Origin of the sequence: Suicoccus acidiformans (assembly GCF_003546865.1) — a bacterium.
GTDB classification, from domain to species: domain Bacteria; phylum Bacillota; class Bacilli; order Lactobacillales; family Aerococcaceae; genus Suicoccus; species Suicoccus acidiformans.
In genome coordinates, this window is the sequence record NZ_CP023434.1 from 444338 (window position 1) to 465352 (window position 21015).

The 21015-nt window shown below is 37.8% G+C and carries 37 protein-coding genes; 8 read left to right on the forward strand and 29 right to left on the reverse strand.

Annotated elements, in window-relative coordinates:
• Positions 1-2: 2 nt before the first annotated feature.
• From CL176_RS02130 to CL176_RS02225, 22 genes are all read right to left on the reverse strand, one after another.
• Positions 3-1700 carry a minor capsid protein gene (locus tag CL176_RS02130; RefSeq protein WP_118991546.1) on the reverse strand — a complete coding sequence of 566 codons (1698 nt, stop codon included), beginning with the start codon at positions 1698-1700 and terminating at the stop codon, positions 3-5.
• On the reverse strand, positions 1684-3048 hold the full coding sequence (locus CL176_RS02135; protein ID WP_118989838.1) for a phage portal protein: 1365 nt from the start codon (positions 3046-3048) through the stop codon (positions 1684-1686). The genes CL176_RS02130 and CL176_RS02135 overlap by 17 nt, the downstream gene beginning before the upstream one ends.
• Entirely contained in the window at positions 3048-4310 is a 1263-nt protein-coding gene (locus CL176_RS02140; protein WP_118989839.1) for a PBSX family phage terminase large subunit, read from the reverse strand. Before CL176_RS02140 ends, CL176_RS02135 begins: the two co-directional genes overlap by 1 nt.
• The gene (locus CL176_RS02145; protein ID WP_118989840.1) at positions 4303-4827 is read right to left on the reverse strand and encodes a terminase small subunit; all 525 of its coding nucleotides are present in this window, start codon (positions 4825-4827) and stop codon (positions 4303-4305) included. The genes CL176_RS02140 and CL176_RS02145 overlap by 8 nt, the downstream gene beginning before the upstream one ends.
• 301 nt (positions 4828-5128) lie before the next feature.
• Complete coding sequence (locus CL176_RS02150) at positions 5129-5548, reverse strand: transcriptional regulator (protein ID WP_118989841.1); 420 nt, start codon at positions 5546-5548, stop codon at positions 5129-5131.
• A 205-nt stretch (positions 5549-5753) separates the two neighbouring features.
• The gene (locus tag CL176_RS02155; protein WP_118989842.1) at positions 5754-5987 is read right to left on the reverse strand and encodes a hypothetical protein; all 234 of its coding nucleotides are present in this window, start codon (positions 5985-5987) and stop codon (positions 5754-5756) included.
• 3 nt (positions 5988-5990) lie between these two features.
• Positions 5991-6221: a hypothetical protein gene (locus CL176_RS02160; RefSeq protein WP_118989843.1), complete on the reverse strand. Its 231-nt coding sequence runs from the start codon at positions 6219-6221 to the stop codon at positions 5991-5993.
• Between the two features lie 111 nt (positions 6222-6332).
• A complete protein-coding gene (gene ssb / locus CL176_RS02165) occupies positions 6333-6824 on the reverse strand; it encodes a single-stranded DNA-binding protein (RefSeq protein WP_118989844.1) in 492 nt (163 codons plus the stop codon).
• Complete coding sequence (locus tag CL176_RS02170) at positions 6821-7207, reverse strand: DUF3310 domain-containing protein (RefSeq protein WP_162890773.1); 387 nt, start codon at positions 7205-7207, stop codon at positions 6821-6823. The genes ssb and CL176_RS02170 overlap by 4 nt, the downstream gene beginning before the upstream one ends.
• Entirely contained in the window at positions 7185-7664 is a 480-nt protein-coding gene (locus tag CL176_RS02175; RefSeq protein WP_118989846.1) for a crossover junction endodeoxyribonuclease RuvC, read from the reverse strand. The genes CL176_RS02170 and CL176_RS02175 overlap by 23 nt, the downstream gene beginning before the upstream one ends.
• Position 7665: 1 nt before the next feature.
• Positions 7666-8571: a phage replisome organizer N-terminal domain-containing protein gene (locus tag CL176_RS02180; protein ID WP_240430571.1), complete on the reverse strand. Its 906-nt coding sequence runs from the start codon at positions 8569-8571 to the stop codon at positions 7666-7668.
• Positions 8572-8659: 88 nt separating this feature from the next.
• A complete protein-coding gene (locus CL176_RS02185) occupies positions 8660-8968 on the reverse strand; it encodes a MazG-like family protein (RefSeq protein WP_118989848.1) in 309 nt (102 codons plus the stop codon).
• 10 nt (positions 8969-8978) lie between these two features.
• Positions 8979-9830, reverse strand: a complete 852-nt coding sequence (locus tag CL176_RS02190) for a recombinase RecT (RefSeq protein WP_118989849.1) — start codon at positions 9828-9830, stop codon at positions 8979-8981.
• A 15-nt stretch (positions 9831-9845) separates the two neighbouring features.
• Positions 9846-10061: a hypothetical protein gene (locus CL176_RS02195; protein ID WP_118989850.1), complete on the reverse strand. Its 216-nt coding sequence runs from the start codon at positions 10059-10061 to the stop codon at positions 9846-9848.
• 2 nt (positions 10062-10063) lie between these two features.
• Complete coding sequence (locus CL176_RS02200) at positions 10064-11008, reverse strand: YqaJ viral recombinase family nuclease (protein ID WP_162890774.1); 945 nt, start codon at positions 11006-11008, stop codon at positions 10064-10066.
• Positions 10993-11775 carry an HTH domain-containing protein gene (locus CL176_RS02205; protein ID WP_118989852.1) on the reverse strand — a complete coding sequence of 261 codons (783 nt, stop codon included), beginning with the start codon at positions 11773-11775 and terminating at the stop codon, positions 10993-10995. The genes CL176_RS02200 and CL176_RS02205 overlap by 16 nt, the downstream gene beginning before the upstream one ends.
• Positions 11747-11941: a hypothetical protein gene (locus CL176_RS02210; protein ID WP_118989853.1), complete on the reverse strand. Its 195-nt coding sequence runs from the start codon at positions 11939-11941 to the stop codon at positions 11747-11749. Before CL176_RS02210 ends, CL176_RS02205 begins: the two co-directional genes overlap by 29 nt.
• Positions 11942-12007: 66 nt before the next feature.
• The gene (locus CL176_RS12810) at positions 12008-12130 is read right to left on the reverse strand and encodes a hypothetical protein (protein ID WP_276101817.1); all 123 of its coding nucleotides are present in this window, start codon (positions 12128-12130) and stop codon (positions 12008-12010) included.
• On the reverse strand, positions 12127-12564 hold the full coding sequence (locus tag CL176_RS02215) for an ORF6C domain-containing protein (protein ID WP_118989854.1): 438 nt from the start codon (positions 12562-12564) through the stop codon (positions 12127-12129). Before CL176_RS02215 ends, CL176_RS12810 begins: the two co-directional genes overlap by 4 nt.
• A complete protein-coding gene (locus CL176_RS02220) occupies positions 12557-13531 on the reverse strand; it encodes a hypothetical protein (protein WP_118989855.1) in 975 nt (324 codons plus the stop codon). The genes CL176_RS02215 and CL176_RS02220 overlap by 8 nt, the downstream gene beginning before the upstream one ends.
• Before the next feature lie 128 nt (positions 13532-13659).
• Positions 13660-13827, reverse strand: coding sequence for a hypothetical protein (locus CL176_RS12155; RefSeq protein WP_162890775.1), 168 nt, complete (start codon positions 13825-13827; stop codon positions 13660-13662).
• Positions 13817-14029, reverse strand: coding sequence for a helix-turn-helix transcriptional regulator (locus CL176_RS02225; RefSeq protein WP_118989856.1), 213 nt, complete (start codon positions 14027-14029; stop codon positions 13817-13819). The genes CL176_RS12155 and CL176_RS02225 overlap by 11 nt, the downstream gene beginning before the upstream one ends.
• A 142-nt stretch (positions 14030-14171) precedes the next feature.
• Here CL176_RS02225 and CL176_RS02230 point away from each other — a divergent pair, with 142 nt between their 5' ends.
• On the forward strand, positions 14172-14549 hold the full coding sequence (locus CL176_RS02230; RefSeq protein ID WP_118989857.1) for a DUF2513 domain-containing protein: 378 nt from the start codon (positions 14172-14174) through the stop codon (positions 14547-14549).
• Here CL176_RS02230 and CL176_RS12160 read toward each other — a convergent pair.
• Positions 14503-14679, reverse strand: coding sequence for a hypothetical protein (locus CL176_RS12160; protein WP_162890776.1), 177 nt, complete (start codon positions 14677-14679; stop codon positions 14503-14505). The genes CL176_RS02230 and CL176_RS12160 overlap by 47 nt on opposite strands.
• A gap of 1 nt (position 14680) precedes the next feature.
• A complete protein-coding gene (locus CL176_RS12945) occupies positions 14681-14938 on the reverse strand; it encodes a helix-turn-helix domain-containing protein (protein WP_118989858.1) in 258 nt (85 codons plus the stop codon).
• Positions 14939-15012: 74 nt separating this feature from the next.
• Between CL176_RS12945 and CL176_RS02240 the strand changes: the two genes are divergently transcribed.
• Positions 15013-15180: a YjzC family protein gene (locus CL176_RS02240; RefSeq protein WP_118989859.1), complete on the forward strand. Its 168-nt coding sequence runs from the start codon at positions 15013-15015 to the stop codon at positions 15178-15180.
• Here CL176_RS02240 and CL176_RS02245 read toward each other — a convergent pair.
• The 5 genes from CL176_RS02245 to CL176_RS02255 form a co-directional block, all read right to left on the reverse strand.
• Positions 15177-15368, reverse strand: coding sequence for a hypothetical protein (locus CL176_RS02245; RefSeq protein WP_162890730.1), 192 nt, complete (start codon positions 15366-15368; stop codon positions 15177-15179). The two genes, CL176_RS02240 and CL176_RS02245, sit on opposite strands and share 4 nt — an antisense overlap.
• On the reverse strand, positions 15365-15562 hold the full coding sequence (locus tag CL176_RS02250; RefSeq protein WP_118989861.1) for a helix-turn-helix domain-containing protein: 198 nt from the start codon (positions 15560-15562) through the stop codon (positions 15365-15367). Before CL176_RS02250 ends, CL176_RS02245 begins: the two co-directional genes overlap by 4 nt.
• 4 nt (positions 15563-15566) lie before the next feature.
• Entirely contained in the window at positions 15567-15743 is a 177-nt protein-coding gene (locus CL176_RS12165) for a hypothetical protein (protein WP_162890778.1), read from the reverse strand.
• 95 nt (positions 15744-15838) lie between these two features.
• Positions 15839-15994 (reverse strand): hypothetical protein, encoded by a 156-nt coding sequence (locus tag CL176_RS12170; RefSeq protein ID WP_162890779.1) that lies wholly within the window; start codon positions 15992-15994, stop codon positions 15839-15841.
• Between the two features lie 10 nt (positions 15995-16004).
• On the reverse strand, positions 16005-16259 hold the full coding sequence (locus tag CL176_RS02255) for a DUF739 family protein (RefSeq protein WP_118989862.1): 255 nt from the start codon (positions 16257-16259) through the stop codon (positions 16005-16007).
• Between the two features lie 172 nt (positions 16260-16431).
• Here CL176_RS02255 and CL176_RS02260 point away from each other — a divergent pair, with 172 nt between their 5' ends.
• The 6 genes from CL176_RS02260 to CL176_RS02285 all read left to right on the forward strand — a co-directional run bounded on the left by CL176_RS02260 (position 16432) and on the right by CL176_RS02285 (position 20986).
• Positions 16432-16845, forward strand: coding sequence for a helix-turn-helix domain-containing protein (locus CL176_RS02260; RefSeq protein WP_118989863.1), 414 nt, complete (start codon positions 16432-16434; stop codon positions 16843-16845).
• 5 nt (positions 16846-16850) lie between these two features.
• Positions 16851-17252, forward strand: a complete 402-nt coding sequence (locus CL176_RS02265; protein ID WP_118989864.1) for an ImmA/IrrE family metallo-endopeptidase — start codon at positions 16851-16853, stop codon at positions 17250-17252.
• A gap of 53 nt (positions 17253-17305) precedes the next feature.
• Positions 17306-17806, forward strand: coding sequence for a hypothetical protein (locus CL176_RS02270; protein WP_118989865.1), 501 nt, complete (start codon positions 17306-17308; stop codon positions 17804-17806).
• Positions 17807-17920: 114 nt separating this feature from the next.
• On the forward strand, positions 17921-18340 hold the full coding sequence (locus tag CL176_RS02275) for a hypothetical protein (RefSeq protein ID WP_118989866.1): 420 nt from the start codon (positions 17921-17923) through the stop codon (positions 18338-18340).
• Positions 18341-18437: 97 nt separating this feature from the next.
• Complete coding sequence (locus tag CL176_RS02280; protein WP_118989867.1) at positions 18438-19433, forward strand: Abi family protein; 996 nt, start codon at positions 18438-18440, stop codon at positions 19431-19433.
• A 125-nt stretch (positions 19434-19558) separates the two neighbouring features.
• Positions 19559-20986, forward strand: a complete 1428-nt coding sequence (locus CL176_RS02285) for a recombinase family protein (protein ID WP_118989868.1) — start codon at positions 19559-19561, stop codon at positions 20984-20986.
• Positions 20987-21015: the final 29 nt, after the last annotated feature.

Here is a 21015-nt window from a genome sequence, read left to right on the forward strand (position 1 = left end):
TCTCATCGCCCTCCTAACGCTTTGAGCATATCTTTAAAATGACTATAACTTTCAGGTAGCCATTTCTTAAATTTCTCAATTTCCTTAACGTCATTAATCATTTCTGCTGCGTACATTTCTGCAAATCCTTCTTTGCCTAGCATTCCATTCCGGTATTCGGCTTGCTTCATACCGTATCGTTTTTGCATCGCACTAGGTTTCCAGTATTGTGTGTCATGACCCACACCTAAATTCAATTGATTATTTGTCGCTCCTCCAAACAAATCAGAGATTGAGCTCATAGACGCCATATCTTCTTGATATTCCTCTAATAAGATTTGACGAATTTGACCGACTCTCTCGGACTTTCGTTTCCCCGGCATCTCTTTAATTCTCTCAGTAACTTCATCAAATATCTGCTCGCCAAAAGTTTTACCGTTCTGTAATTTGTGAATTTCTGTAAAAGTTCTATACGATCCTTCGGCTTCAAAATCAATATTGTGGCCGAACTCATGAAAGAATGTGTTGCCCGGTCTGGAATAAGATTTGCCTGCCATGTCTTCAGCAATATTTATATTTACACCTAAATCAGGTCTGTAATGAGCGCCCTTTCGATAATCTCCGTCCAAAAGAGTGAGGGAATCTCGATATGTCTCCCAAACTTTTAAAGCCTCTTTAGAACTGTCTTTCATCGCTTGATTATAGAAATTAACTTGTTCTGGACTCATGTTATTAGCAATTATTTCAGGAACGCTCGCTTTCCCTGACTCTATTATATCATCTTTTTCTGCTTCATACTCCCTAAACATCTCTTCTAACTCATCTCGCCCCGCACCAGGAGCTGTCGTACAGTGGCAATGTGGGTGAATAGGCGATGCATTCTCTCCAGGCTTCAAATCCTTCGTATAGAATGTCTTGCCGTTTAACTTAGCACACCTATCACACGCCGTTGGCTCAGCCATGAAGATAAATTTATCGTATCCATTACGTTCATATGATTGTTTCTGAACCTCGCTTGCAACTCTTGCTGCTTCAGTGACAGCTAAGCGTTTCGCTTCGTAAGAATTCACATCAAACTCTTTACGTATTTGACTGACAAAAGTTGTCGCATTTTTGCCTTGAATAATCGCTTCTTGTGTAATATCAGCGACAACACTTCTTAGTAACTCTTGCCTATCCCAGATACTGTCTGACCATACTGCACCATGAAATGGCACATTCATAATTGCTTGCGCCCTGACTCTAAGCATTTCTTGAGTTGGTACAGACTCACCCAAAATACCGGCTTGTCGTCTAACTTCCGATAGATACTCCGCATTCATAAACTTTTCAGTGAGCTTATACTCACCATCAGCCAGTGCGACCATTTCTAAATCCAACTCAGCTTGCAACAACTCTAGTCGATTGACTCGCATGGTAGCATTGTAAATTTTAAGCTCTTCGTTCGCCTGAGGGCTGAAATTCTTTTCCTCAACATATCTTCTAGCTTTGTCTTGAAACGCTTCTACGTCCATCTGTGACGCTTTCTTGCGCATTTCTTGTGGATTGATTTCAAGTGCATTTCCGTAACGAATATAGATATCGTTGATTTCTTTTTCGATTTCACGGTAGTAATGGTTGTGAAGCCTATCAAACTCTTCTTTAATCGTCTTCTCTTCTTCTTGCTTCGCTTTCATTTCAGCAAGCAACCGTTGCTCCCAGTACCTATTCTTCTTGGACATCATTAATCACATCATCTGTCATACGTTTTTGCCGCTCGATTGCTTGCATTAAACGACTGCCACGTTGCTCATCTTCTTGTATACGATTAATTTCATCTTTGACATTATCCACACTGGACAAGTAACTTAACTTCAACTCATCTGAAACGTGGCCATCTAACATCGTCACAATTTCTGCTTCTTCTTTCTCGTTTTTAGGCACATTTCGAGTAAATGTATATTTAATGTCTCGGTAATCATCAGGGGCGACTTTACCGATACCCACGCTAAAGACAATTCGGTACATACGGTTAAATCCTGATTGCATTTTTCGGTCTTTCATCTTAGCTAAATTTGACATTGCTTGTAACTTAAAAGCTAGCGCCGTGCCGCTCGCTTGTCCGAAGTTCTCTTCGTTCATGTTAGCAACCATCGAAATCGAGAAAATTGACTCTTTAAGCAATTGAATCAGGTTTTGTTGCGTGGTATCGGCATTCGGCTTTTCTAAGAAAGCTGCATCTGCACTTGGATAGTCACCGTATAAGTTAAAAATACGGTCATCTCTGATTGTTTTAACATCTTCTTTTTCGAGTTCAGGGCCAATTATTTTAAGATAAGCATCTGCAAAGTAATCAACGTCATTAGCTTTCTCACTTACCGCTTTATTTAACCCATTGATTAACGATTTAACTGAATCAAATATCCCTTGTCGCTCTTCGTTTTCAATCATTTCAATGACTGGTAATTCACTATATGGATGAGCATCCCCCTCAACGAGAGTACCTACCATGTTATGATTTGATCTGTAAGTATAGTGCCTTTCTGTATCAATCACTTCAGCTTGAATGCCATCTTCCAGCATCTCATACCTGATTGCATATAGCGGACGCTCTTGAATGCTGTCATCATGGATCATCAACATATTCACCGGTGATTCATAAGCAACACGAGTATCACTATCCTCATCTTGATACAAATAAATAAATGAGCTTCCAAAGATATCCATATCCTTAGCAAGCTCATATTCTGTATCTTCCATATCATTTAACGTCCTGAAATCCGATATAAATTTTTCGGCGTTATCATCTTCATGCGTTACCTTTAAAGGAATGCCAATGTGATAACCACCGAATGTATCAACGATATACTTTGCATAATTGACGACAAGTCGATTGTCTGGCTTCCATGATTCTTTTGGCTTATCATGCAAAATGTCATGATCTGACATATACATATCTTCGTTGTCGATATAATTATTCCTTAGCTTAGCAATGTGTAAATTCAGTGCTTCATAGACCACCTCGGCAGTTAACTCTTGGTCTTTTGATACGGTGAACAGTTTATGTTTATTTAAATTTACAAGTGCCATTAAATACCCCCTTTAAATGACTTAATACTGGAGCGTCTATTCTTGAGATACTTCTCTAATGAATACCTCGTTGCGTCAATTGAGTGATTATCTTCATCAGGATAGTCACCTTTTAAGTTTCCATGTTTATCGCGTTCTAATTCATAGTTCTCAAACTCTCGCGCTGTATTTGGACACCGTCCACGATCAATAATGATTTCATCCAAGTCCTGCAAGAATTTTATGCCTTGTTCAATACTTCCTTGCCCTTTTTTCGCATCAACAATTCTTAGCCCTAAATCTTTAAATTCTGCTATCGTTCTTGGCTCAGCACTATCCGCTGTGATTTCTCCATGGCTGTATTTGAGCTGATTAATCTTATTGACAGCTTCACGGTTTTTGAGTCGCACTTGATGAATTTCTTCAAAGATGTATAACCTTCGCCTTGTTCTATCAAAATAGTTAGTTGTGTAATGCAAAGGGTCCCCTGCAAAACCAAAGTCAAGCCCACGATTGAGCTTGTCGAAGCGTTCGATTTCTGTGTCTTCAATTTCTCTGAAAATTAAATTAGCGAATACTTCTGCGCCTGTACCAATGACTTCACCGAGGTATTCATGACGGTAAATGTCTGGTTTGCGCTCTTTAGTATGCTCCGCTTCAGCAATAAACGGCTCTCCCAACCAATCCGGCGACACACTGCGGTAATCACTTGAATGAACAATAGTATCTGCACGCATCGCTTGTTCGTTGACTTCAAGATTGACCCAATTTCGTTGTGACTTAGGTGGATTATAGGAATAAAACACCTGGATATTATCCCCACCACGCATTAAAGACTGATTAATTGAACGTATTTCTGAATAGCCGTTAAATTCATCAACTTCTTCATAATGAATATATTTGTTGTAGCCATTACGAAACTTTGTTGATTTAATCTTTCTAGGTTTGTCCGCTCCTTTAAATAGAATCTTTTGACCCGTTGGCAAATACGTGATTTGCATAGGATTGATAGACTCCTTCCACAAGTGACTAACACCTAACTTATCAATCGCCCATAAATATTGGTCAAACACCGATTCACGGAGTGTACTACCAACTTTACGCATGACAGTAGCGTTGGCTTGTGGGTTATCCATCATGTTTAAAATAATTTCTACCGAAATAAAAGATGATTTCGTAGAACCACGCCCGCCTTTTAGCCAATAATGCGTATGACGCTCATTTTTTATGTCGTGGTGTAAGCTATAAAAGCTCGGAGCAATTGCATTTAACAAACTAATCATCAGGAATATCATCCACTATCGTGACATGCGACGTTACATTAGCATCTACTTTTTCTGTCCACATCGATTTTGCTTTCCCTAACAGTTCAGCTGCTCTTATACGATCTTTAGTATCAACCCGCAGTTCTTCGGGAACTTGTGCACCATCGCCAAGACCAACTAACCTAACATCGGTTTGTTCTCCACGAATAACTGAAGTAAGATATTGCTGAATTTCAGTAGCCGAAGCAATCGAAAGCTCTGTTGCTCGCTCTTCATATTTTTCTTGTAACTTATCTACGACTTCTTGAACATATAGAAACTCAACATTGTTCAACATTCTGCTAGCTTGCCTATCAGCTGTCTTAGTGGAATACCCTGCTTTTTTAGCCGCTTCCGTCGCATTGCCAAAGTTTAACTTCACATACTCTAAAACAAACTGTCGTTGCCTATTTCTCGATGATGGCCACTCTGCCATCAATTCGTTAGCATAATCGGCTATCTCTTTGATAATTCGTTCTTCGTTCGTTATGGCCATCACCGCCTTTCTCTGGATAAAAATAAAAAGCCTCACCACTATGGTGAAGCTTGAGTTATATACCATCTGCACGATTGTTGATAATAATGACAAATCTTAAGGAGAAATTTGTTAGGATGTGCAGATGACCACCGAAAGCCTCCATCGCTATTACTCAGTGGATTTATAGCCTGCCGAGAAATTGAACTCCGGAGTTCCCTCAGGCTACCTATAAGAGGCGTTTGTAGGTTTTCTCCTACGATACAATAATAACCGATTAGAAAGGATCGTGAGTCCGTTTTTCGTCCGTTTTTATCTCAACTTATTTCATTAGACCTAATTCATCAGCTATGTTCTCAAAAAAAGTATCTCGTAGTTTGAAAGCTTTAGTTCTCCCGCAACTGATTTTATGATTATTCACTAACCCACTCATTGTATACTGAGGGTATTTGCGTATGTATAGCTCTTCGATAATCACCCTCGTATCAGAATCAGCTTGATCCAATTCCTTTTGGACGACTCTTTTATTCCGTTTGATTATTCCTAAAGCTTTATCCTCGGCAATGGTCAGCGCTGCATTGCCGATGGGGTCTTTCTTTCCACCCTCACCCCTAAACCCACTGTTTAGATCTTCTTGGCGGTAAGGATGTAGCAACTCTTCTTCACGCTCTTTAATGTATGCATCTGCGTTTGAATAATCTTTGAGTATCTCTTTGATGTAGTTAAATGTGTTTCGTCTCAATGCATTCCCTCCAAGAATATGATAGAATTTTAGTGTCAGTGCCTGCCACATTCTTGGTGGGTCTTTTTGTTTTACCAGCTCCCGGAAACGAATAGCTGAGAAATGATGTTTGTTTTTATCAGGGTATTCCTTGCTGGGGTTTCCAGCCCGTCATCAGCAAGGTTGCTATTCGCTTCTGGCAACCGGTAAAACCGATTGCCTTAGTTTAGCGAGGCAACACTATTAAATGCTCCTGGCCATTAATATCCCAAAGCTGATACACATCCGGGACAACATCATCTCCTGCTTTAAATTGATAGATCAACTCACTTTCAAAAGCTTCTGGGGGCTCTTCATGGTACCAATTCCACCCGGCCCAAGCTATCGGAATCAGGAGCACCGCAAACACCACGACCCAAAGCAAAACCTTATCCCAAATCGTCACTCCGTTATCCTCCATGTTTTATGCTCCTTTTTCTTCTCTGAGATACAGCTCGACATCTCTTTTGCACTGCGGACAACCCTTAAACTTTGAATGAAATACTTCAGTTGCAGAAATCCCCCAAATTTGACCACAATCTGACTGCCATACGTTTTGGCTGTCGTCTAAAGCGTGCCATTCACAGATGTCTTCAGGTATTCTACTAAATCCATGTGCTACTGCTGCACTTGCTTGCATATCAATCCTAGTCATATTCATTCAGCTCCATTTCGGTCAATTCATGCAGCCGATCATAATAGTATTTAGCTTTGCTATAATCTGTCTCTGCATCACCCTTATGACCCGCTCTCTCTAAGTCTCCTCCTAAAACGGTAAATCGTCTTCTTCGATATTCAACGGCTGACCTTCAAGTTTCATGTAATCCGGTTCATTCCAGTTGTATTGTGGTGTTTGTCCCATATTTGACTGATTCTGTCCCACAAATCCCTGATTATTCCCAGTATTCGTCTGAGTTTCCCGTGGCCTTTTCTCAGTCACTTCCTTTGGTTCGAGTAAATGAAATTGATTTACTACAACTTCCGTCACATAAACCTTCTGCCCTTGTTGATTTTCAAAATTCCGTGTCTGTATCCGACCCTCAACACCAATTTGAGACCCCTTACGCGTAAAGTTAGCTAAATTTTCTGCTTGCTTACGCCATATAACACACTGGATAAAATCCGCTTCACGTTCACCCTTCTCATTAGTAAAGTTTCGATTAACAGCTAATGTAAAGTTCCCAACTGCCACACCAGACGTTGTATATCTCAGATCAATCTCTTTGGTTAGACGCCCTACAAGTTGCACAGTGTTCACAGACGCCCCTCCTTATTTAAGTAGTCTAATAGCATCTCTAAATTTTTATGAGCTTTCTGAATATCTTCTTTTTGATTCTTTTCGCTAGCTCTCAGCAAATACTCCACAGCTGTGCCAATTTTATGACCAACATAGCCGTCTTTAATCTTAGATAAGAATCCAACGCTTACCTCGTCAACTTCAATACCATTTCGACCGATGTAATGCTTAGGTTTATTTATTGCATCTCTTGGCTGAGAGTCAGAGGTTGGTTTGGGAGCTTCTGGCCAATCTTTATCGATTACAATCAAGATACTTTTCAATAAAGAATCCTCGTCAAAAAAGTCTAATCCTTCTAACTCTTTGAACAAAAAAATTATCTTATCTTTTACTTTCTGTTTCATTAACTTCCTCCTTCGTAAATGCCATAGCAAAAAGAATTGCCTCACATTCATCTTCTGATGGTTCGATGTCATACTGCTGCTTAATCATATCGATTGCTTGCGCTTTGACTTCTTTACGCTTACCATTTTTTAAATCGACTCTTTTTCGCCATTCAGTCGGCTGTATAATATGAACAGGATACCCTTTGCCTTCAAGGTATATTTCTAGACAACCTAATAGTTTGGCTAATTTGATTAAAGTAGACACATTATTTCTAGCAAAAATATCTTCCAGATAGACTTCAGAGACCTCATACCACTGACTTAATCGATAGGCCTCTAACATCATTTCACGAATACGATCGTTTAAATTGCCTTTAGGCTTAATGACACCGAACTCAATAAGTTTTTGAGTCTCAGTGTCAGCTACAGCCCAACCGGTTGCTGTTGTACTTTGGTCAAATGCTATGATTCTCACATTAGCCTCCCATCAATTCATTAAGTTGCTGCATGAGTTCAACTTCATCAATCTCTTCGTATACTTGTGTATTTGATGATTGTTTACTGTTCCCTTGCTGTTTCATCCATTCTGGGACGGGTTCAACATACATTCCTCTATTTTTGCGACTATTATTAAATTGGACTTCTTCTGCTTGAGCCTGATCTAATGTTTTAATATTCTTAGTTAGCCAATTTTTCAAGATACCTTTGGCATAGCTCCATGGCTTCTGCTTATCTAAGGCTTTTTCCATTGCTAATTGAACTAACTCTGGTGATTGCAACTCAGAATAATCTTTAATATCGTCCTGGATGTAAGGTGTGATGATACCAAAGTTTTCTTGGTAGAATTGATATAGAGCTTTAAGAGAATCTGCTGTAGTTGCGTTGCTCTTGTCTTGTTCTTTATCTAACTCTATATCTAATTCTTTCTCTATCTCTTTCTCTGTGTCACTTTTATGAACATCGCTGTAACATTGTGACGTTTTATCTACGGTTTGCTCTAAAAGTTTTTGTTTAGCTCTGCTTTTTCTCATTCTTTTTGCTGCAGCTGTTTCGCTGCCGGTCATTTCCTCTATTTGCTTCATGAATAATTCGCCAGTGTCTAGTATTTCAACAAGGCCAATTTCAACGAATAAATTCATAGCAACCTTAACTGTGTCACTATCCGTGTTTGTCAATTTTGATAAGGCTTTGACGTCATAGGGCATAAGCTTTTCGCCTACGTATCGAATGAGCTTACCGTTATCTTGAAGAGATTTGAGTGCTAGTTTTAAGTAAAAAATAACATATTTATCGCCATTTTCTTGTTCTTCAAGCCACTGAATGGTGTCATCTTCGAAAAAATTTTCATTTAACTTTAACCAGTAGTATCTTTTGTTATTCACTTCCATCTCTCACTGTTTCGAAACGTTCGGCGTTGTATCATCTGAATCACCGCCGCTACGTTTAGCGAACTCCTCAATAAATTCTTCTTTAGTCATGTAGGTCTGCCTCCTTAACAAATACGCCGTCGATTAATTGGCCTTTACGGTCTTTAATCTCGTTATAAGCCATACGAACACAATCGAGAAAACTTAATCCTGATTGCTGGGCCAAGATAACGATGGTGACAAATGTATCGCCAATAGCGTCCATTAATTCAGTCTTATCACCAGATTCAAGGGCTTCGCCAATTTCAGCGACTTCTTCTTCAACTTTGGTAAATTGTGCGTTCGGGTCTTGCGTGTGTAAGTTTCTAGCAATTGACCACTCGCTAATTGATTTCTCGTATTTATCTAACATGTCGTCCTCCTTATTTATCTGTTTCAATCGCTTCGATTGCCACTGGATTAGCTTCAACCGTCGCTGTTTCTACTGGAGTCACATCTTGCAATATCTGTTCTTGCTCCTCTTGGAATTCCTCACTTTCATCCACCAAAACAGCTTTCTGCATTTCAATAGACAAAATCCCCCATTTGCTCAGCAGATTACGGAGCACCGTTTTCTGAGCCATCGCATCATAATTGCTTGTCCATACCCCGGTCAATTTGCTCTTATCTTTGCTCTTGTTATTTTCAACTCGGTGCTTCTCAACCTGTTCTTTAGTCCAATAAACTGTTTTCTCAAACCCGTTCAATAGTTGGAAATAACCGAAATAGCCAACCACGTTATCACTAACTTTCCCCTCTGGATTAAACACCAATTCCTCTGTTAGTGGATTCCATGACTCTAATTGACCTTCATAAACATTCCCTACGTTGATAGATTTGTATTGTCCAGACCGTTGTGCCAGCTGAATGTATCCACGATACCCTAGAACAAACTGAGCCTTTTTAACCCATTTATTTCCTTCTTTGGAGTTAAACGGTACTAGATAAGCGAACCCGAATTGTTTTTCTAGCGGTAAATCTAACTGCGCTGCTTGCATGGCTCCAGTGATGATACTCATTGGATCGCTATCGCTTAAATAGCTATCACCATTCACTAATGTAATTAAGCTAGATGTGAACCCAGATGTTTTCTCTTTAAGTAATTGTTGGAACTTCCCTTGAATAACTGGGTTTTTAAGCAAACCTTGAACGCTATTTACTTGCGGTCGTTCCTGCATTTGCTTTGGCTGTTCTTGTTGCTTCAATTGATTCTTAATGCTTTCATTAGTTGCCATTGTTATCCCCCCTAATTAAATTTGATAGCCTTCTGGATATAATGTACTCATTGGCTTATAGTCATCATCAGCAGTTTTGCTACATTCTGGACATTTAAAAGTAGGTATAACGTTATTATGAAAGTTATAATCGTCATATCCGCTAGATTCATAGGTATGTCCACAATGTTCACATTCATAAATTGCTCTAAAATCTCGACGATTCTGACTTAATTTTTCTTTAATTCTCATATTTATCTCTCCTTTATTTCGAAACGTTTGCTACTTGATTCTTTACTATACTCTTCGTATATATCTGGTCGTTCAGTTTTTAGTCGTTTGGAGTCTATTGTTTTACGTTTGACGGTCTTCCAAGTAATGGCCATAGACTCTGACGTTAACTCTGTTAGCTCATTCTTAGCCATGTAATCTTTCAAGATGTTTTCAGATTGTTTCTGCAGGTCTTGCTGCAGTTTAATGTCTTGCTTCATACTCAAGATGTATTCAGCGATTTCACGTTGTGCAGGTTGTAATGGTTCAGCTTTGCCAGGTTCATAAGCAACGGATTCTAAAGCTTGTTTAGTGCTATAGCTACCATCAACCTCGGGTTCTATCATTTGCATAACATTCTCCGTCCAAAATTTAACGGCTTGCTCTTGATATAAGTCGATAAGTTCCGGGTCCTTCTCAATCTCTTTATAAACAAAGTCATGATTGCCAATGATCACCGCGATATAAGCCCGGTCATAATCTAATACGTTTAGATAGTGCTGCACTTGCATAAGATAACTCGCTGGAATGTTATCTCCTTTCCATTGGTCTGCATTGAAAGCACTCGTCGTCTTACATTCTAGTAAGGCATGTTCAGCAGTTACTTTTCTATCGATATTTGCTAACAAGAATGGATACTCTTTGTGATAATGCGTTTTGTTATCTTTACGAACAGATTTACCCGTTTGTTGCGTAAACATACGAGCTACCAAGTCCTCAAGCTCATTACCTATTTGAATGGCCACCTTATCACTCAAGTCTTCCGGTTCAAGTTGACCCGTTTTCTCCAACCATACTTGATAAGGACTCTTATAGGGGTTTAAACCCAACACACTCCCGATATCGCTACCACCCAAGCCTTTACTCCTCAACTTAAGCCATTCATCATGATTTTCTGCGATATCGTAACCTCTTATAAGTTCTGCCACGAATCTTCCCTCCATAATTCTCTTGGTCGTCCTAACGTGTCATTAATCCACCGGGACAAATCTTCCTCTTTCACATATTCACCGTAGGGTGTTTCATAGACGTATTCACCCTCGTAAATCGGTTCATTATCCCAGGTCATGGCTATTACTTTCGGTTCTCTGGGTTCGAGAGGTACGCCGTAAATATCTCTACTTTGCATGTTAAAATCCCTCCTTTTTTTATTAAAACTAGTTTTATATTCAGCTAACTTAATGGCTGCCAATAAAGGATCACCTTGTAAGTTCAGCATGTCGTTGTGATATAACCAGTTGTATACATCTTTTGAAATAAGTATTAAGTTGTCCAAATCGAAGTTATTCGAATTGCCATCAATAAACAATCTGTAATCTTCATTGCGTTTCTTTGACACAAAATTTGTTTCGTTCAGTAGTATCTCAAACTTAGATCTGCCCATTTTCCTTAAACCTAATTCGCTTAATATTTTATGTAATTCATTCCCGTAAACTAAACCAGAATATTTTGATATAATGTCTAAGTCTTTGCTTGTAAACCTATATGTTTCAGTTCTCTTTTTTAAAGATTTTTTGGTATTCTCAATCCGTCTTTCTTCAAGCTCATGTTTTGATAAAACTTGAGAAAGATATTTTACGATTGTAGAAGCATTTACATTAAGATGTTCAGCTAGTTCCTTTGAACTAAACCTGTTGTAGTTATTTTTAATAAAATCAATTTTATCTTTAGATAAGGTCTTCTTTCGCTTTCCCATTTTGTCGCTCCGCTCTTAGAATGACGCTTGCGTTATTTATAATTTGTTTAGACATGGCGGTTATAGCGTTAGCTTTATCGACATCTATAGGTTGTAGTGTTTCACTTTTTCCTGCTAGCAATTCTAATTGTTCACCTAGTATTTTTTGTAATGTTGTCAATTTCATATTTATTCTCCTTTTGTGTTATAATCTGATTGAATGTTTTTTTCTAAGTCCGCATTGCCGTGCGGGCTATTTTTGTTCTCTTTCATTCTGTTTAACTTCAATCGAAATCAGTGTCACGATATCTTTTAAATAACTTTCATTCCCCGTCTCCAAGTATTTATCCAACCAATCAATAATTAATTCTCTCACTGATTCACCACCTTCAACGGCTGATTAACCTGTCTAATCTCATCAGCCAGAACCTTATCAATCATCCATGAATCGATAAAAGCCATTGCTTGCTGATAGTCTTTCGCCGGAAGCTCAGCCCGTCTAGGGATACCGAACTTCAACTTGATTTCTCGATTGATTGCTCCAAATGTTCTTGCTCGTAAGCTCCGGTCAGCGTAAGCTCTCGAGTCTTTCCCACCGAGATAGCTCACTACCTTATGCTTCACTGCCTTATCAATCCTCAACTCTTGGACTCCGTTAACACGCATCGTGTCCTCTAGTTGTTCAATTCGTTTTTCATGGTTAGTGAACTGCTCGCTCACTTGTGTTAATGCTTGACCAATTTGAGCAATCTGTTCGATAACTTGCAGTGACTGCTCGCTATCTTTGCTTTGTCCTACAATTTCATTCATCAATAACCACTCCTTCTATAATTCCGTCCCCGTTTGTTAAGGCTCTTAAATCATCTACAAAGCGCTGTGTGTTATATATCAGATTGTCTAATTCACGCTTGGCCACACCGTCAGACTTAACAATCTCTGATAAATCACTGTAGACCAGCGAACTAACTCTGCTCAGGTACTCATCGCCACCTCGGATAAGATCCATTAAGTTCTTGTAGTTACCAATCATCTTCTGCGTTTCATCCAACCGGCCTTGCGCTTGCTGCAGTGCTTGGGATAGTTGCTTATACTTCTCAGAGTTCTGATTCACTTCGTCCATTTGACTTTGCATTTCAGAAATCTGCTTCTCAAGAAAGTCATTACGCTTTCCTAGATTCTCGAGACTTGCTTTATTGTCAAAGTAGTCATCAGGCTCAACCTTGATTTCTACATACTCAATTTCCTTCTGTTCGTTTTTCTTGCGAAGGATCTCCGTCATCTGTTGTTGCTTTTCGATGATTAAGTCTTTCTTGGCTAACTCCTCGTCGCGTTCTTTGAGTCGCTTTTCCAGCTCCTTATATTCTTTGTGAGTAGTAATATCTCCATCGAATACCGCTTGATTTACTTCTGGAATTGCTGATGGTTTTGACATTTCATCTCTAATTGATTTTGGTTGTTGATTAAATATTTCTAGTTGTTCCGATTCGGAACGACTCTCTAACTCCAGCGTATACTTGTAACTGTTTATGTATTTATATACATTTGTTTTGTAAAAACCTAATGCTGTATACCATTTTTCAAAAACACCCTGATGATTATCGGAAAGCTCTTGTTGCGCCTCATACAAAACTTTTCCTACTTCATTTGAATATCGGTGATGAATGCCAGTTAAGATATACTCTTTTTCAGAAAGATAGCTTGCTGTGCTATCATCAACTATCGAGTAGTCAAACTTGGAACTAAATATCTCTTCAGTTCGGTTATTTATTTCATTCAATGTACCTTCTCCTTTCTCTAAAATTATTCATCGTCAGATTCACGGATCCGCTTTAGGACGATGAGTTGGAGAACCACCGCGATTATCAAAATTATTGTTGTCGCTAGTTGCATATCTTACTTTCCTTTCTACTGTGCTGTAGACCCAACAATGCGACCATCTGCAGAGTACACGTATAGCTCGGCTATTTCTCTTAAACTCTCGTCACTGAGTGGGTGAGAAATATCCCAATAATGATCACAAATTAAACGTAGAACTAAATCCTTTACTGTTGGTGCTAATTCTTTAAATTTCATTTTCTTCTTCCTTTCTAAATTCATTAATGTCAACTCCTAATGCATCAGCCAGTTTGAATGCTGTGCTTAATTTCATATCTTTACTTTCGCCGTTACACAGTCTAATAATCGTAGAATGATCAACCCCAATACTCTTAGCTAACTTATTAATACTTAATCCTGTCTCAGACACAAGATGTTGAACAACTTTATTGTTTAACATTGATTTGACAATCTCCTTCCAAACCGAAACACTATATATTGTGTTTGTAGCCACATGTTGTTATAATTATCTTGCAGAGGTTCCGCTGAATAGCGGTCACTATTCAATGAATCTAAAAATAAAGAGGAAATGAGGTGAATAAATGAGACTAGATTTTGATTTAGTTCGTGAACTACTTTTAGTGATTGAGGACGAATCAGATTTCAATACATTCGTTATTTTTGATTCATCTAACGGACGTGATTTAGAACAAAACTATACCCTTAATGAGGTTTACTACCATATCGATTATTTGTCCCAAGCAAACCTAATTACTAAACCAACTTGGACAAGCGATAATGTTATCATTAAAAATCTAACTCCAGCTGGCCATAAATTCATTGGTGAAATTAGAGCCGATACTAACTGGAATAAAACAAAAGATATAGCTAAGAAAGTTGGCGTCTTTACGTTAGATTCATTAAAAGAGATTGCTACTGGAGTGGCTTCTGCCGCCATTCAGAGTTACTTCCTTCCATAAAATCAACAACCATTTTTATTGAAAGTTCTGCTAATCCATCCATAGAGCTTTCAATTTTTACATTCATTAAGCTTTCTAATTTTTTATCATCTAAATAAATCCCATCCTCATTGATAATTAATCGATGCATGTTATTGCCTCCTAAACTCATTCACATTCACGCCTAGCGCATCCGCTAGCTTGAATGCTGTACTTAGCTTCATATCTTTGCTCTTTCCATTAATAAGCCTGATAATTGTAGAATGTTCCACACCTATTTCTTTTGCCAGGCTGTTAATGCTCCCTTCATGTTTATACACAAGATGTTGTATCTTTGAATTATTTAACATTGTTTTAATCATCTCCAGAACGTTAGTTTCTACTATATGTTGTGTTCGCAAACACAGCATGATATAATTATTCTTGCTAATCGACCTATACCAACTGAGCGATTAGTAAAATTAACTGGAACGGAGGTGAATAGATGTCCAAAAATCTTTACAAACCAGGTGAAGACAATAAACCTGCTGGAAAATATACAGAAGTCGGCCCTCGTGGTGGACAAGTTGATGATCCCCGTATCGTGAACATTGATAAGGGAGACCGGTTGCCACCAACCCAAAAACCAGGTAATAAGTGGAAAAAAGGTTAGCTAATATCAATAGATTTCTTTGAAAAGCAAAATGATTTTCCTAAGGCGTCGACTTGAATCCATGCTTCAGCTTTCAGATTTTCGCCTTCTCTATACTTAGTAATAAAATGATTAATTTTTCCTTTACCTGCTCGCCCTATCGCTACCCCAATAGTGACTAGGGCGAGTGTCTTTGCTATCTTCTTCATCGTATCACCCCACATTCCAACTCCTCCGGCGTGATGCCATAAAACTCAGCTAATTCCTCTATATGTTCTTCACTTGGATTTCGGTCGATTTCCCAATGAGAAACTGTCGTCTTATCAACTCCCAGCTCATGCGCCAGTTCGGATTGAGTTAGACCTGCCTCTTCTCTTAATTGCTTAAGTACTTCATGAATCATTCCATTACCTCACTTTTCTAAAATCAACAACATTGTTGCTAGCCTTTGCATCGTCGTAACCATCTCTAAGTCCTGCTCGATAAGCTTTATTCTCGTCACTTTGTACAGATTGCTTCCCTAGTAAGAACCCACATAGTCCTATCGCAGGTACTGCAAGAATGGCCATGATTTCTATATACATCTCATCATCCCCTAAATTCATAATTTATAGTTTTAGCTGCAGCACCAAAAAGCTCTTCTACTTCCTTATCTGTCATCTCTTCGTATCCATCATATTTACGCCCCCTTCCTTAGCTCTTCACGGTCGGCTAATACGCTATACGCAATCTCCGTCTTATCATTTAATTCAACTACGACTCCCTCAATGCTCTCTTTACGAGTTCCGTCGAGCATGATGTGGATGACGCTATATGTTTCGTTTGTATTTTTCATGCGGTCTCCTTTATGCACTTCGTTCGTTTTTCCGAACTTTTGCGTTAAAAAAATATTCGTCTAACTCATCATTGGGAATTCCCAATGCTTTAGCCATGTCTATTATTTCTTTGCTATCAAAAGTAGAATGACCATTAAGCTTTTTGCTCAACTTTGATTCCGTATCTAAAGTAGAGCAACTCAAGTTAGGGATTAGATTTTTGTAAGAAGCAAACTTCTCTCTAATGCGACCTCGAAGCTTTGAATAATCAAATTCAACAATCATAAAATCCTCCTCTCTTTAGTTCGTTTTTCCGAACTAATTAACTTTATTGTACGGATAACCGAATTGTTTGTCAACTATTTTAGAAAAGAATTTTATTTATAACCAAAAATATTTTAGTATATTGACAAAATAGTTCGGATATGCGAATATTGTTGTAGGAAAGGAGTCTAAAATGAAAATATCAGATAGAATTAGAGCTGCGCTCCACAATAAAGGTATAACACAAGCTGAGTTATCAAAACTTACAGGAATATCTAAGTCTGTTATAAGTGAATGGTTATCAGATAAATATGAGCCGAAACAAGATAAAATATATATTATGGCTGAAGCTTTAGATGTTAGCCCATCGTGGTTGTTTGGAATATCTGATCAGATGGAATCTGTTAATGATATTACTTCTATTTATGAACAATTAGAACCCGAAAGACAGAAGCGAGTATATAGATACGCTGAGCATGAGTTAGATTTGCAGAAGGGTATGGAAGATGATGACATTTTAATCGCTGCCCACCATGACGATGATCTAACTGAAGAAGAAATGCAAGAAATTAATGACTTTATTAAGAAGGTGAAAGAAGAGAGGTAGCGAATTTGAATGATTTAGAGAAGCTAATGGCTGAATACGATAATGAGCTAACTTTTAAATTTAGATCTGATATGCCTGATTGCTTATCTGGACTTATAGTAAATCGTAAAATATATATAAATGCGAACTTACCTTTTCAGCAAGCTCTCGCTACCCTTGCTGAGGAGATTGGCCATTACGAAACTTCAGCCACAAAAAACATTGTTAATTATAAAGAGATCGCTAATAGCAAAGAAGAAGTGAAAGCTAGGCGCTGGAGCTATCAGAAGTTAATTCCTATCGAATGTTTAACGAAATTTGAAAATCAGACTGTAATGAATTATGAAGTTGCAGAAGAGCTAGAGTTACCAGTTGATGTTATCGAAGAAGCTTTTGAGATGTATAAAGTCAAGGGGGAATTGTTATAAAAAAGCTACTATAACCTATTAGATAACTGGTGTTTTACAAGGAGGAATAGAGATTGAAAAAACTTTTACTTTTATCAAGCATATTAACTTTGTTGCCAATTACGACTATCCATGCAGAAGATAATCAAAACCAAAATGAAGTAAGTCAAGTCAGTGAGTTACCCGAAGATGCAACTCCTCAGGAAATAGTAGAGCACTTCGCAAAATCTATTTTTGGTGACAATCTAAAAGAAGTAAAATATGATGAGGAAACAGGGTATATTGAGGTTGATTCACGAATTGAAATCGGGGGATTGAGCTTAGCTTCTTCTAGACGTGGATTTGAGGGTCAAATTGTTGAATTTATGGAAGCTGTCAAAGATTTAGATTTTGAACTTTTAAGAGTTAGTGGTCTTGCTGATATGACAGATAAATACGGAAATACTGAATTAAGTAAGGTTGCAGTTTATCCTATTACCAAAGAAACAATTGATAAAATAAATTATGATAAGTTTATTTTAGATAATCTAGAGGAGCTAGCTGAAGGGACGTTTATCCATCCTGAATTTAGGTAGATGATAACTAGACTGCAACCTCATAGGTAATACAAATGTGATTTATCGGCCAAATTCAGGAGAGTTTCGGTAGATTTGCAGAAGATAATCAAGTGATAAAAGGAGTGTATTAATTTGAGTGAAGAGCTAGTTATAGAAAATTGGACTGAGCCAGAAATAGGATACGTAGTAGAAATCCCAAATTCATATACGATAATAGTGAGAATAACAAAAGATATATCTATCCATCATGGAGATTATATATCCATTTTTGAACCCGGACCATTAATTACGGATCCCAAAACCGACAAGAACTTAGGTCGATTTGATTTTATAAAAGATACTATACAAGTAGTAGAGATATACAATAATTTTCTTGTTTGTCAAAAACAAGAAAAAACAAAAGGTAATTCATTGACAATGGCCATCACACCTTTGCTACAAGAAAAAGAATACTATACAAACGTTGAATTGCCAGTTGATGATTCTGATAATAAAGAATGGCAAATAAAAGATTCTACAATAAAAATCCTAGATCCCATCAAGCTAGCTTGACGATTTCAGCTATGAATGATAGAATAAGAGTGTCTGAAATGACAACGGGAAGTTGTCCGAGGCTCTTATTCCATACGGAAAGGAGCCTCGTTTTTTTATGTGCGAATATGTCCATAAAGAGTCTTATGACGGACAGCTTGAAAAAATACAACAAAAAGGAATAATTATAAATTCTGAGCTACAGGCTCGTCAAGCTCTACAAAGTCATTCTTACTATACCATCATCAATGGGTACAAAAGATATTTTTTAAAAGAAGGTGAGAGTGATTTAGTTAGAGAGGGCGTGACTTTCGATGATTTTATGCAAGTTTACTTTTTAGATGTGGATATAAGCAACGCATTATTCAAGTATATAATTTATATCGAAAAATCTATTAGGTCACGTCTAAGTTATACCGTAGCAATGAATATTGGAGACACTGAAGAAAAGTATCTAATTAGAAGCCACTACTCTGATAATAGAGGGACTAGAGCTACTGCGCTAAAAAGTATAGAGAATGTGATAAATGAGTCTAAGCGGAATTCAACAACTAAGCATTTTAAAGATACAAAATTGAATATCCCTCCATGGATAGTCGTTAATGACCTTTCATTTTCTACTGTTATTTTTTGGTATGATATGCTAGATGATTCTCTTAAACGTGAAATTAGAAAAGATTATTTTGATAACTCTGGACTTTATCCAGAATTTCAAGAGATATTCTTTTATAATAACTTACAGTTTTTGAGAGAATACAGAAATCAGGCTGCCCATGGGAAAATCCATTTTAAAGAAAAAATATCACATAGCGTACATTTTCAATCAGCAAAACATTTTTTTAATAATACGTTATATGATGATGAATTAGCACTTAGCGGTATAGGACGGAAAGATTTATATGCAGCTATTTCTGTAATATTAGGATTCACTATGGACGTAAATTTGAAAGCAAAATTCATTGAAGATTTACTGCTCAGGTTTTTACCGTATATCAACGGAAAAACGTTTGCACCTACGAAAAGGATAGCTGATCAAACGATTTATGATCTATTTGATTTACCCCATGATTTATTTGAAAGGATTTATCTATACTTGAATACTATCAAATCATAAAAAGTTTTATTTAAAAAATCCCACTCCCTAACCGACCAAAGCTGTGGAGTGAGATTCGACACAAATAGCTTAGGGCTAAGCTTATTTGCTATGCCCTATTTTATCAGAAATAGGAGTGAAATACTATGCTAACAGGAATTTACGTTAGAGTAAGTACCCAAGAACAAGTAAACGAAGGGTACTCAATTGGAGAACAGACCGAAAGACTGCAAGCCTATTGCACGGCCAAAGGTTGGGATGTTGCAAATGTATACACAGACGGAGGCTACAGTGGTGCGAACACCGACAGACCTGCGTTAAAACAAATGATTACGGATATTAAACAAGGCAAATTAGAAGCAGTACTGGTTTATAAGTTAGATAGATTATCCCGGTCACAGAAAGATACACTGCTTCTTATAGAGGACGTCTTCAATCCAAATAACGTAGCGTTCATAAGCATGAACGAAAACTTCGACACCTCTACCCCTTTTGGCAGAGCGATGATAGGGATACTATCTGTGTTCTCTCAACTTGAAAGAGAGCAAATTCGTGAGCGTATGCAAATGGGTTTAGATGCTAGAGCTAAGGAAGGTCTTTGGCATGGCGGAGGATGGGATCCAATCGGTTATGATTATGTCGACGGCGAACTAATTATTAATGAGTACGAGGCAGAACAAGTTCGTAAGATACATTCGTTATTCCAGGCTGGTTGGCCTATTAACCGAATCAGAAATTATATGAACGAGCGTTACACCACAAAGACAGGTGGCTGGAAGCATGACTCATCAATCCAGAGTGCACTCAAGACCGAGCTATACACAGGTGTCATCAACTGGAAAGGTAACAGTTATCCAGGTAAACATCAGGCTATATTAACTCAAGAAACATTCGACAAGTCACAGAAATTATACGACGAAAGAGACAGTAGCAAGAATGGCGGCAAACGTTACTTTCAAGCTAAACACATGCTGACCGGATTATTGTATTGTGCTCATTGTGGTGGTAGGTATTTTGCTAAGGGTTCATTCTCTGGCCACAAACCTAATCGAACTTATCGGCCTTATTATACGTGTTACTCTAGAGCTAAGACGAACAAACGTATGATTAAAGACCCTAATTGTATGAATACTGCTTTTGCAGTTGTTAAACTCGATGAGATTATTTCTGATGAGATTAAGAAGCTGATCTTTAATCCATATTTATTAGAACAAGCTACTGATGCGGACGATAATAGTTCAGAGATAAAAGCCTATGAGAAACGAATCAGCGACATCGATAAGCAACTAGAGCGATTGTTAGACTTATATCAAATGGGATTATCTCAGAAAGATGAAGTATTAGAGAGAATAGATAAGTTAAACATTGAGAAGGAAAGATTAGTCGATTACGTCGAGCAATTAGAAGATGACGAACCTGATTTAAGCATTGAGGAAACTAAAGCTATTTTACTTACAGCGGAAGAAATACTAAATAGTGATGAAAAAGAAAAAAAGAGAGCGCTCACGCACTCTCTCATATCAAGTATCATAATTGATGGGGACGAGATTATTATTAACTGGGCTTTTAACTAAGCCTAGTTTTTTTATTTTACCTTGATCAG

What these genes read in the sequence shown, in the direction of transcription:
- CL176_RS02130 (WP_118991546.1), bottom strand. Translation starts at nt 1,700, where the DNA reads ATGTCCAAGAAGAATAGGTACTGGGAGCAACGGTTGCTTGCTGAAATG.
- CL176_RS02135 (WP_118989838.1), bottom strand. Translation starts at nt 3,048, where the DNA reads ATGGCACTTGTAAATTTAAATAAACATAAACTGTTCACCGTATCAAAA.
- CL176_RS02140 (WP_118989839.1), bottom strand. Translation starts at nt 4,310, where the DNA reads ATGATTAGTTTGTTAAATGCAATTGCTCCGAGCTTTTATAGCTTACAC.
- CL176_RS02145 (WP_118989840.1), bottom strand. Translation starts at nt 4,827, where the DNA reads ATGGCCATAACGAACGAAGAACGAATTATCAAAGAGATAGCCGATTAT.
- CL176_RS02155 (WP_118989842.1), bottom strand. Translation starts at nt 5,987, where the DNA reads ATGGAGGATAACGGAGTGACGATTTGGGATAAGGTTTTGCTTTGGGTC.
- CL176_RS02160 (WP_118989843.1), bottom strand. Translation starts at nt 6,221, where the DNA reads ATGACTAGGATTGATATGCAAGCAAGTGCAGCAGTAGCACATGGATTT.
- CL176_RS02170 (WP_162890773.1), bottom strand. Translation starts at nt 7,207, where the DNA reads ATGAAACAGAAAGTAAAAGATAAGATAATTTTTTTGTTCAAAGAGTTA.
- CL176_RS02185 (WP_118989848.1), bottom strand. Translation starts at nt 8,968, where the DNA reads ATGTTAGATAAATACGAGAAATCAATTAGCGAGTGGTCAATTGCTAGA.
- CL176_RS02190 (WP_118989849.1), bottom strand. Translation starts at nt 9,830, where the DNA reads ATGGCAACTAATGAAAGCATTAAGAATCAATTGAAGCAACAAGAACAG.
- CL176_RS02195 (WP_118989850.1), bottom strand. Translation starts at nt 10,061, where the DNA reads ATGAGAATTAAAGAAAAATTAAGTCAGAATCGTCGAGATTTTAGAGCA.
- CL176_RS02205 (WP_118989852.1), bottom strand. Translation starts at nt 11,775, where the DNA reads ATGGGAAAGCGAAAGAAGACCTTATCTAAAGATAAAATTGATTTTATT.
- CL176_RS02210 (WP_118989853.1), bottom strand. Translation starts at nt 11,941, where the DNA reads ATGAAATTGACAACATTACAAAAAATACTAGGTGAACAATTAGAATTG.
- CL176_RS02215 (WP_118989854.1), bottom strand. Translation starts at nt 12,564, where the DNA reads ATGAATGAAATTGTAGGACAAAGCAAAGATAGCGAGCAGTCACTGCAA.
- CL176_RS12155 (WP_162890775.1), bottom strand. Translation starts at nt 13,827, where the DNA reads ATGAAATTTAAAGAATTAGCACCAACAGTAAAGGATTTAGTTCTACGT.
- CL176_RS02225 (WP_118989856.1), bottom strand. Translation starts at nt 14,029, where the DNA reads ATGTTAAACAATAAAGTTGTTCAACATCTTGTGTCTGAGACAGGATTA.
- CL176_RS02230 (WP_118989857.1), top strand. Translation starts at nt 14,172, where the DNA reads ATGAGACTAGATTTTGATTTAGTTCGTGAACTACTTTTAGTGATTGAG.
- CL176_RS12160 (WP_162890776.1), bottom strand. Translation starts at nt 14,679, where the DNA reads ATGCATCGATTAATTATCAATGAGGATGGGATTTATTTAGATGATAAA.
- CL176_RS12945 (WP_118989858.1), bottom strand. Translation starts at nt 14,938, where the DNA reads ATGCTGTGTTTGCGAACACAACATATAGTAGAAACTAACGTTCTGGAG.
- CL176_RS02240 (WP_118989859.1), top strand. Translation starts at nt 15,013, where the DNA reads ATGTCCAAAAATCTTTACAAACCAGGTGAAGACAATAAACCTGCTGGA.
- CL176_RS02245 (WP_162890730.1), bottom strand. Translation starts at nt 15,368, where the DNA reads ATGAAGAAGATAGCAAAGACACTCGCCCTAGTCACTATTGGGGTAGCG.
- CL176_RS02250 (WP_118989861.1), bottom strand. Translation starts at nt 15,562, where the DNA reads ATGATTCATGAAGTACTTAAGCAATTAAGAGAAGAGGCAGGTCTAACT.
- CL176_RS12165 (WP_162890778.1), bottom strand. Translation starts at nt 15,743, where the DNA reads ATGTATATAGAAATCATGGCCATTCTTGCAGTACCTGCGATAGGACTA.
- CL176_RS12170 (WP_162890779.1), bottom strand. Translation starts at nt 15,994, where the DNA reads ATGAAAAATACAAACGAAACATATAGCGTCATCCACATCATGCTCGAC.
- CL176_RS02255 (WP_118989862.1), bottom strand. Translation starts at nt 16,259, where the DNA reads ATGATTGTTGAATTTGATTATTCAAAGCTTCGAGGTCGCATTAGAGAG.
- CL176_RS02260 (WP_118989863.1), top strand. Translation starts at nt 16,432, where the DNA reads ATGAAAATATCAGATAGAATTAGAGCTGCGCTCCACAATAAAGGTATA.
- CL176_RS02280 (WP_118989867.1), top strand. Translation starts at nt 18,438, where the DNA reads ATGTGCGAATATGTCCATAAAGAGTCTTATGACGGACAGCTTGAAAAA.
- CL176_RS02285 (WP_118989868.1), top strand. Translation starts at nt 19,559, where the DNA reads ATGCTAACAGGAATTTACGTTAGAGTAAGTACCCAAGAACAAGTAAAC.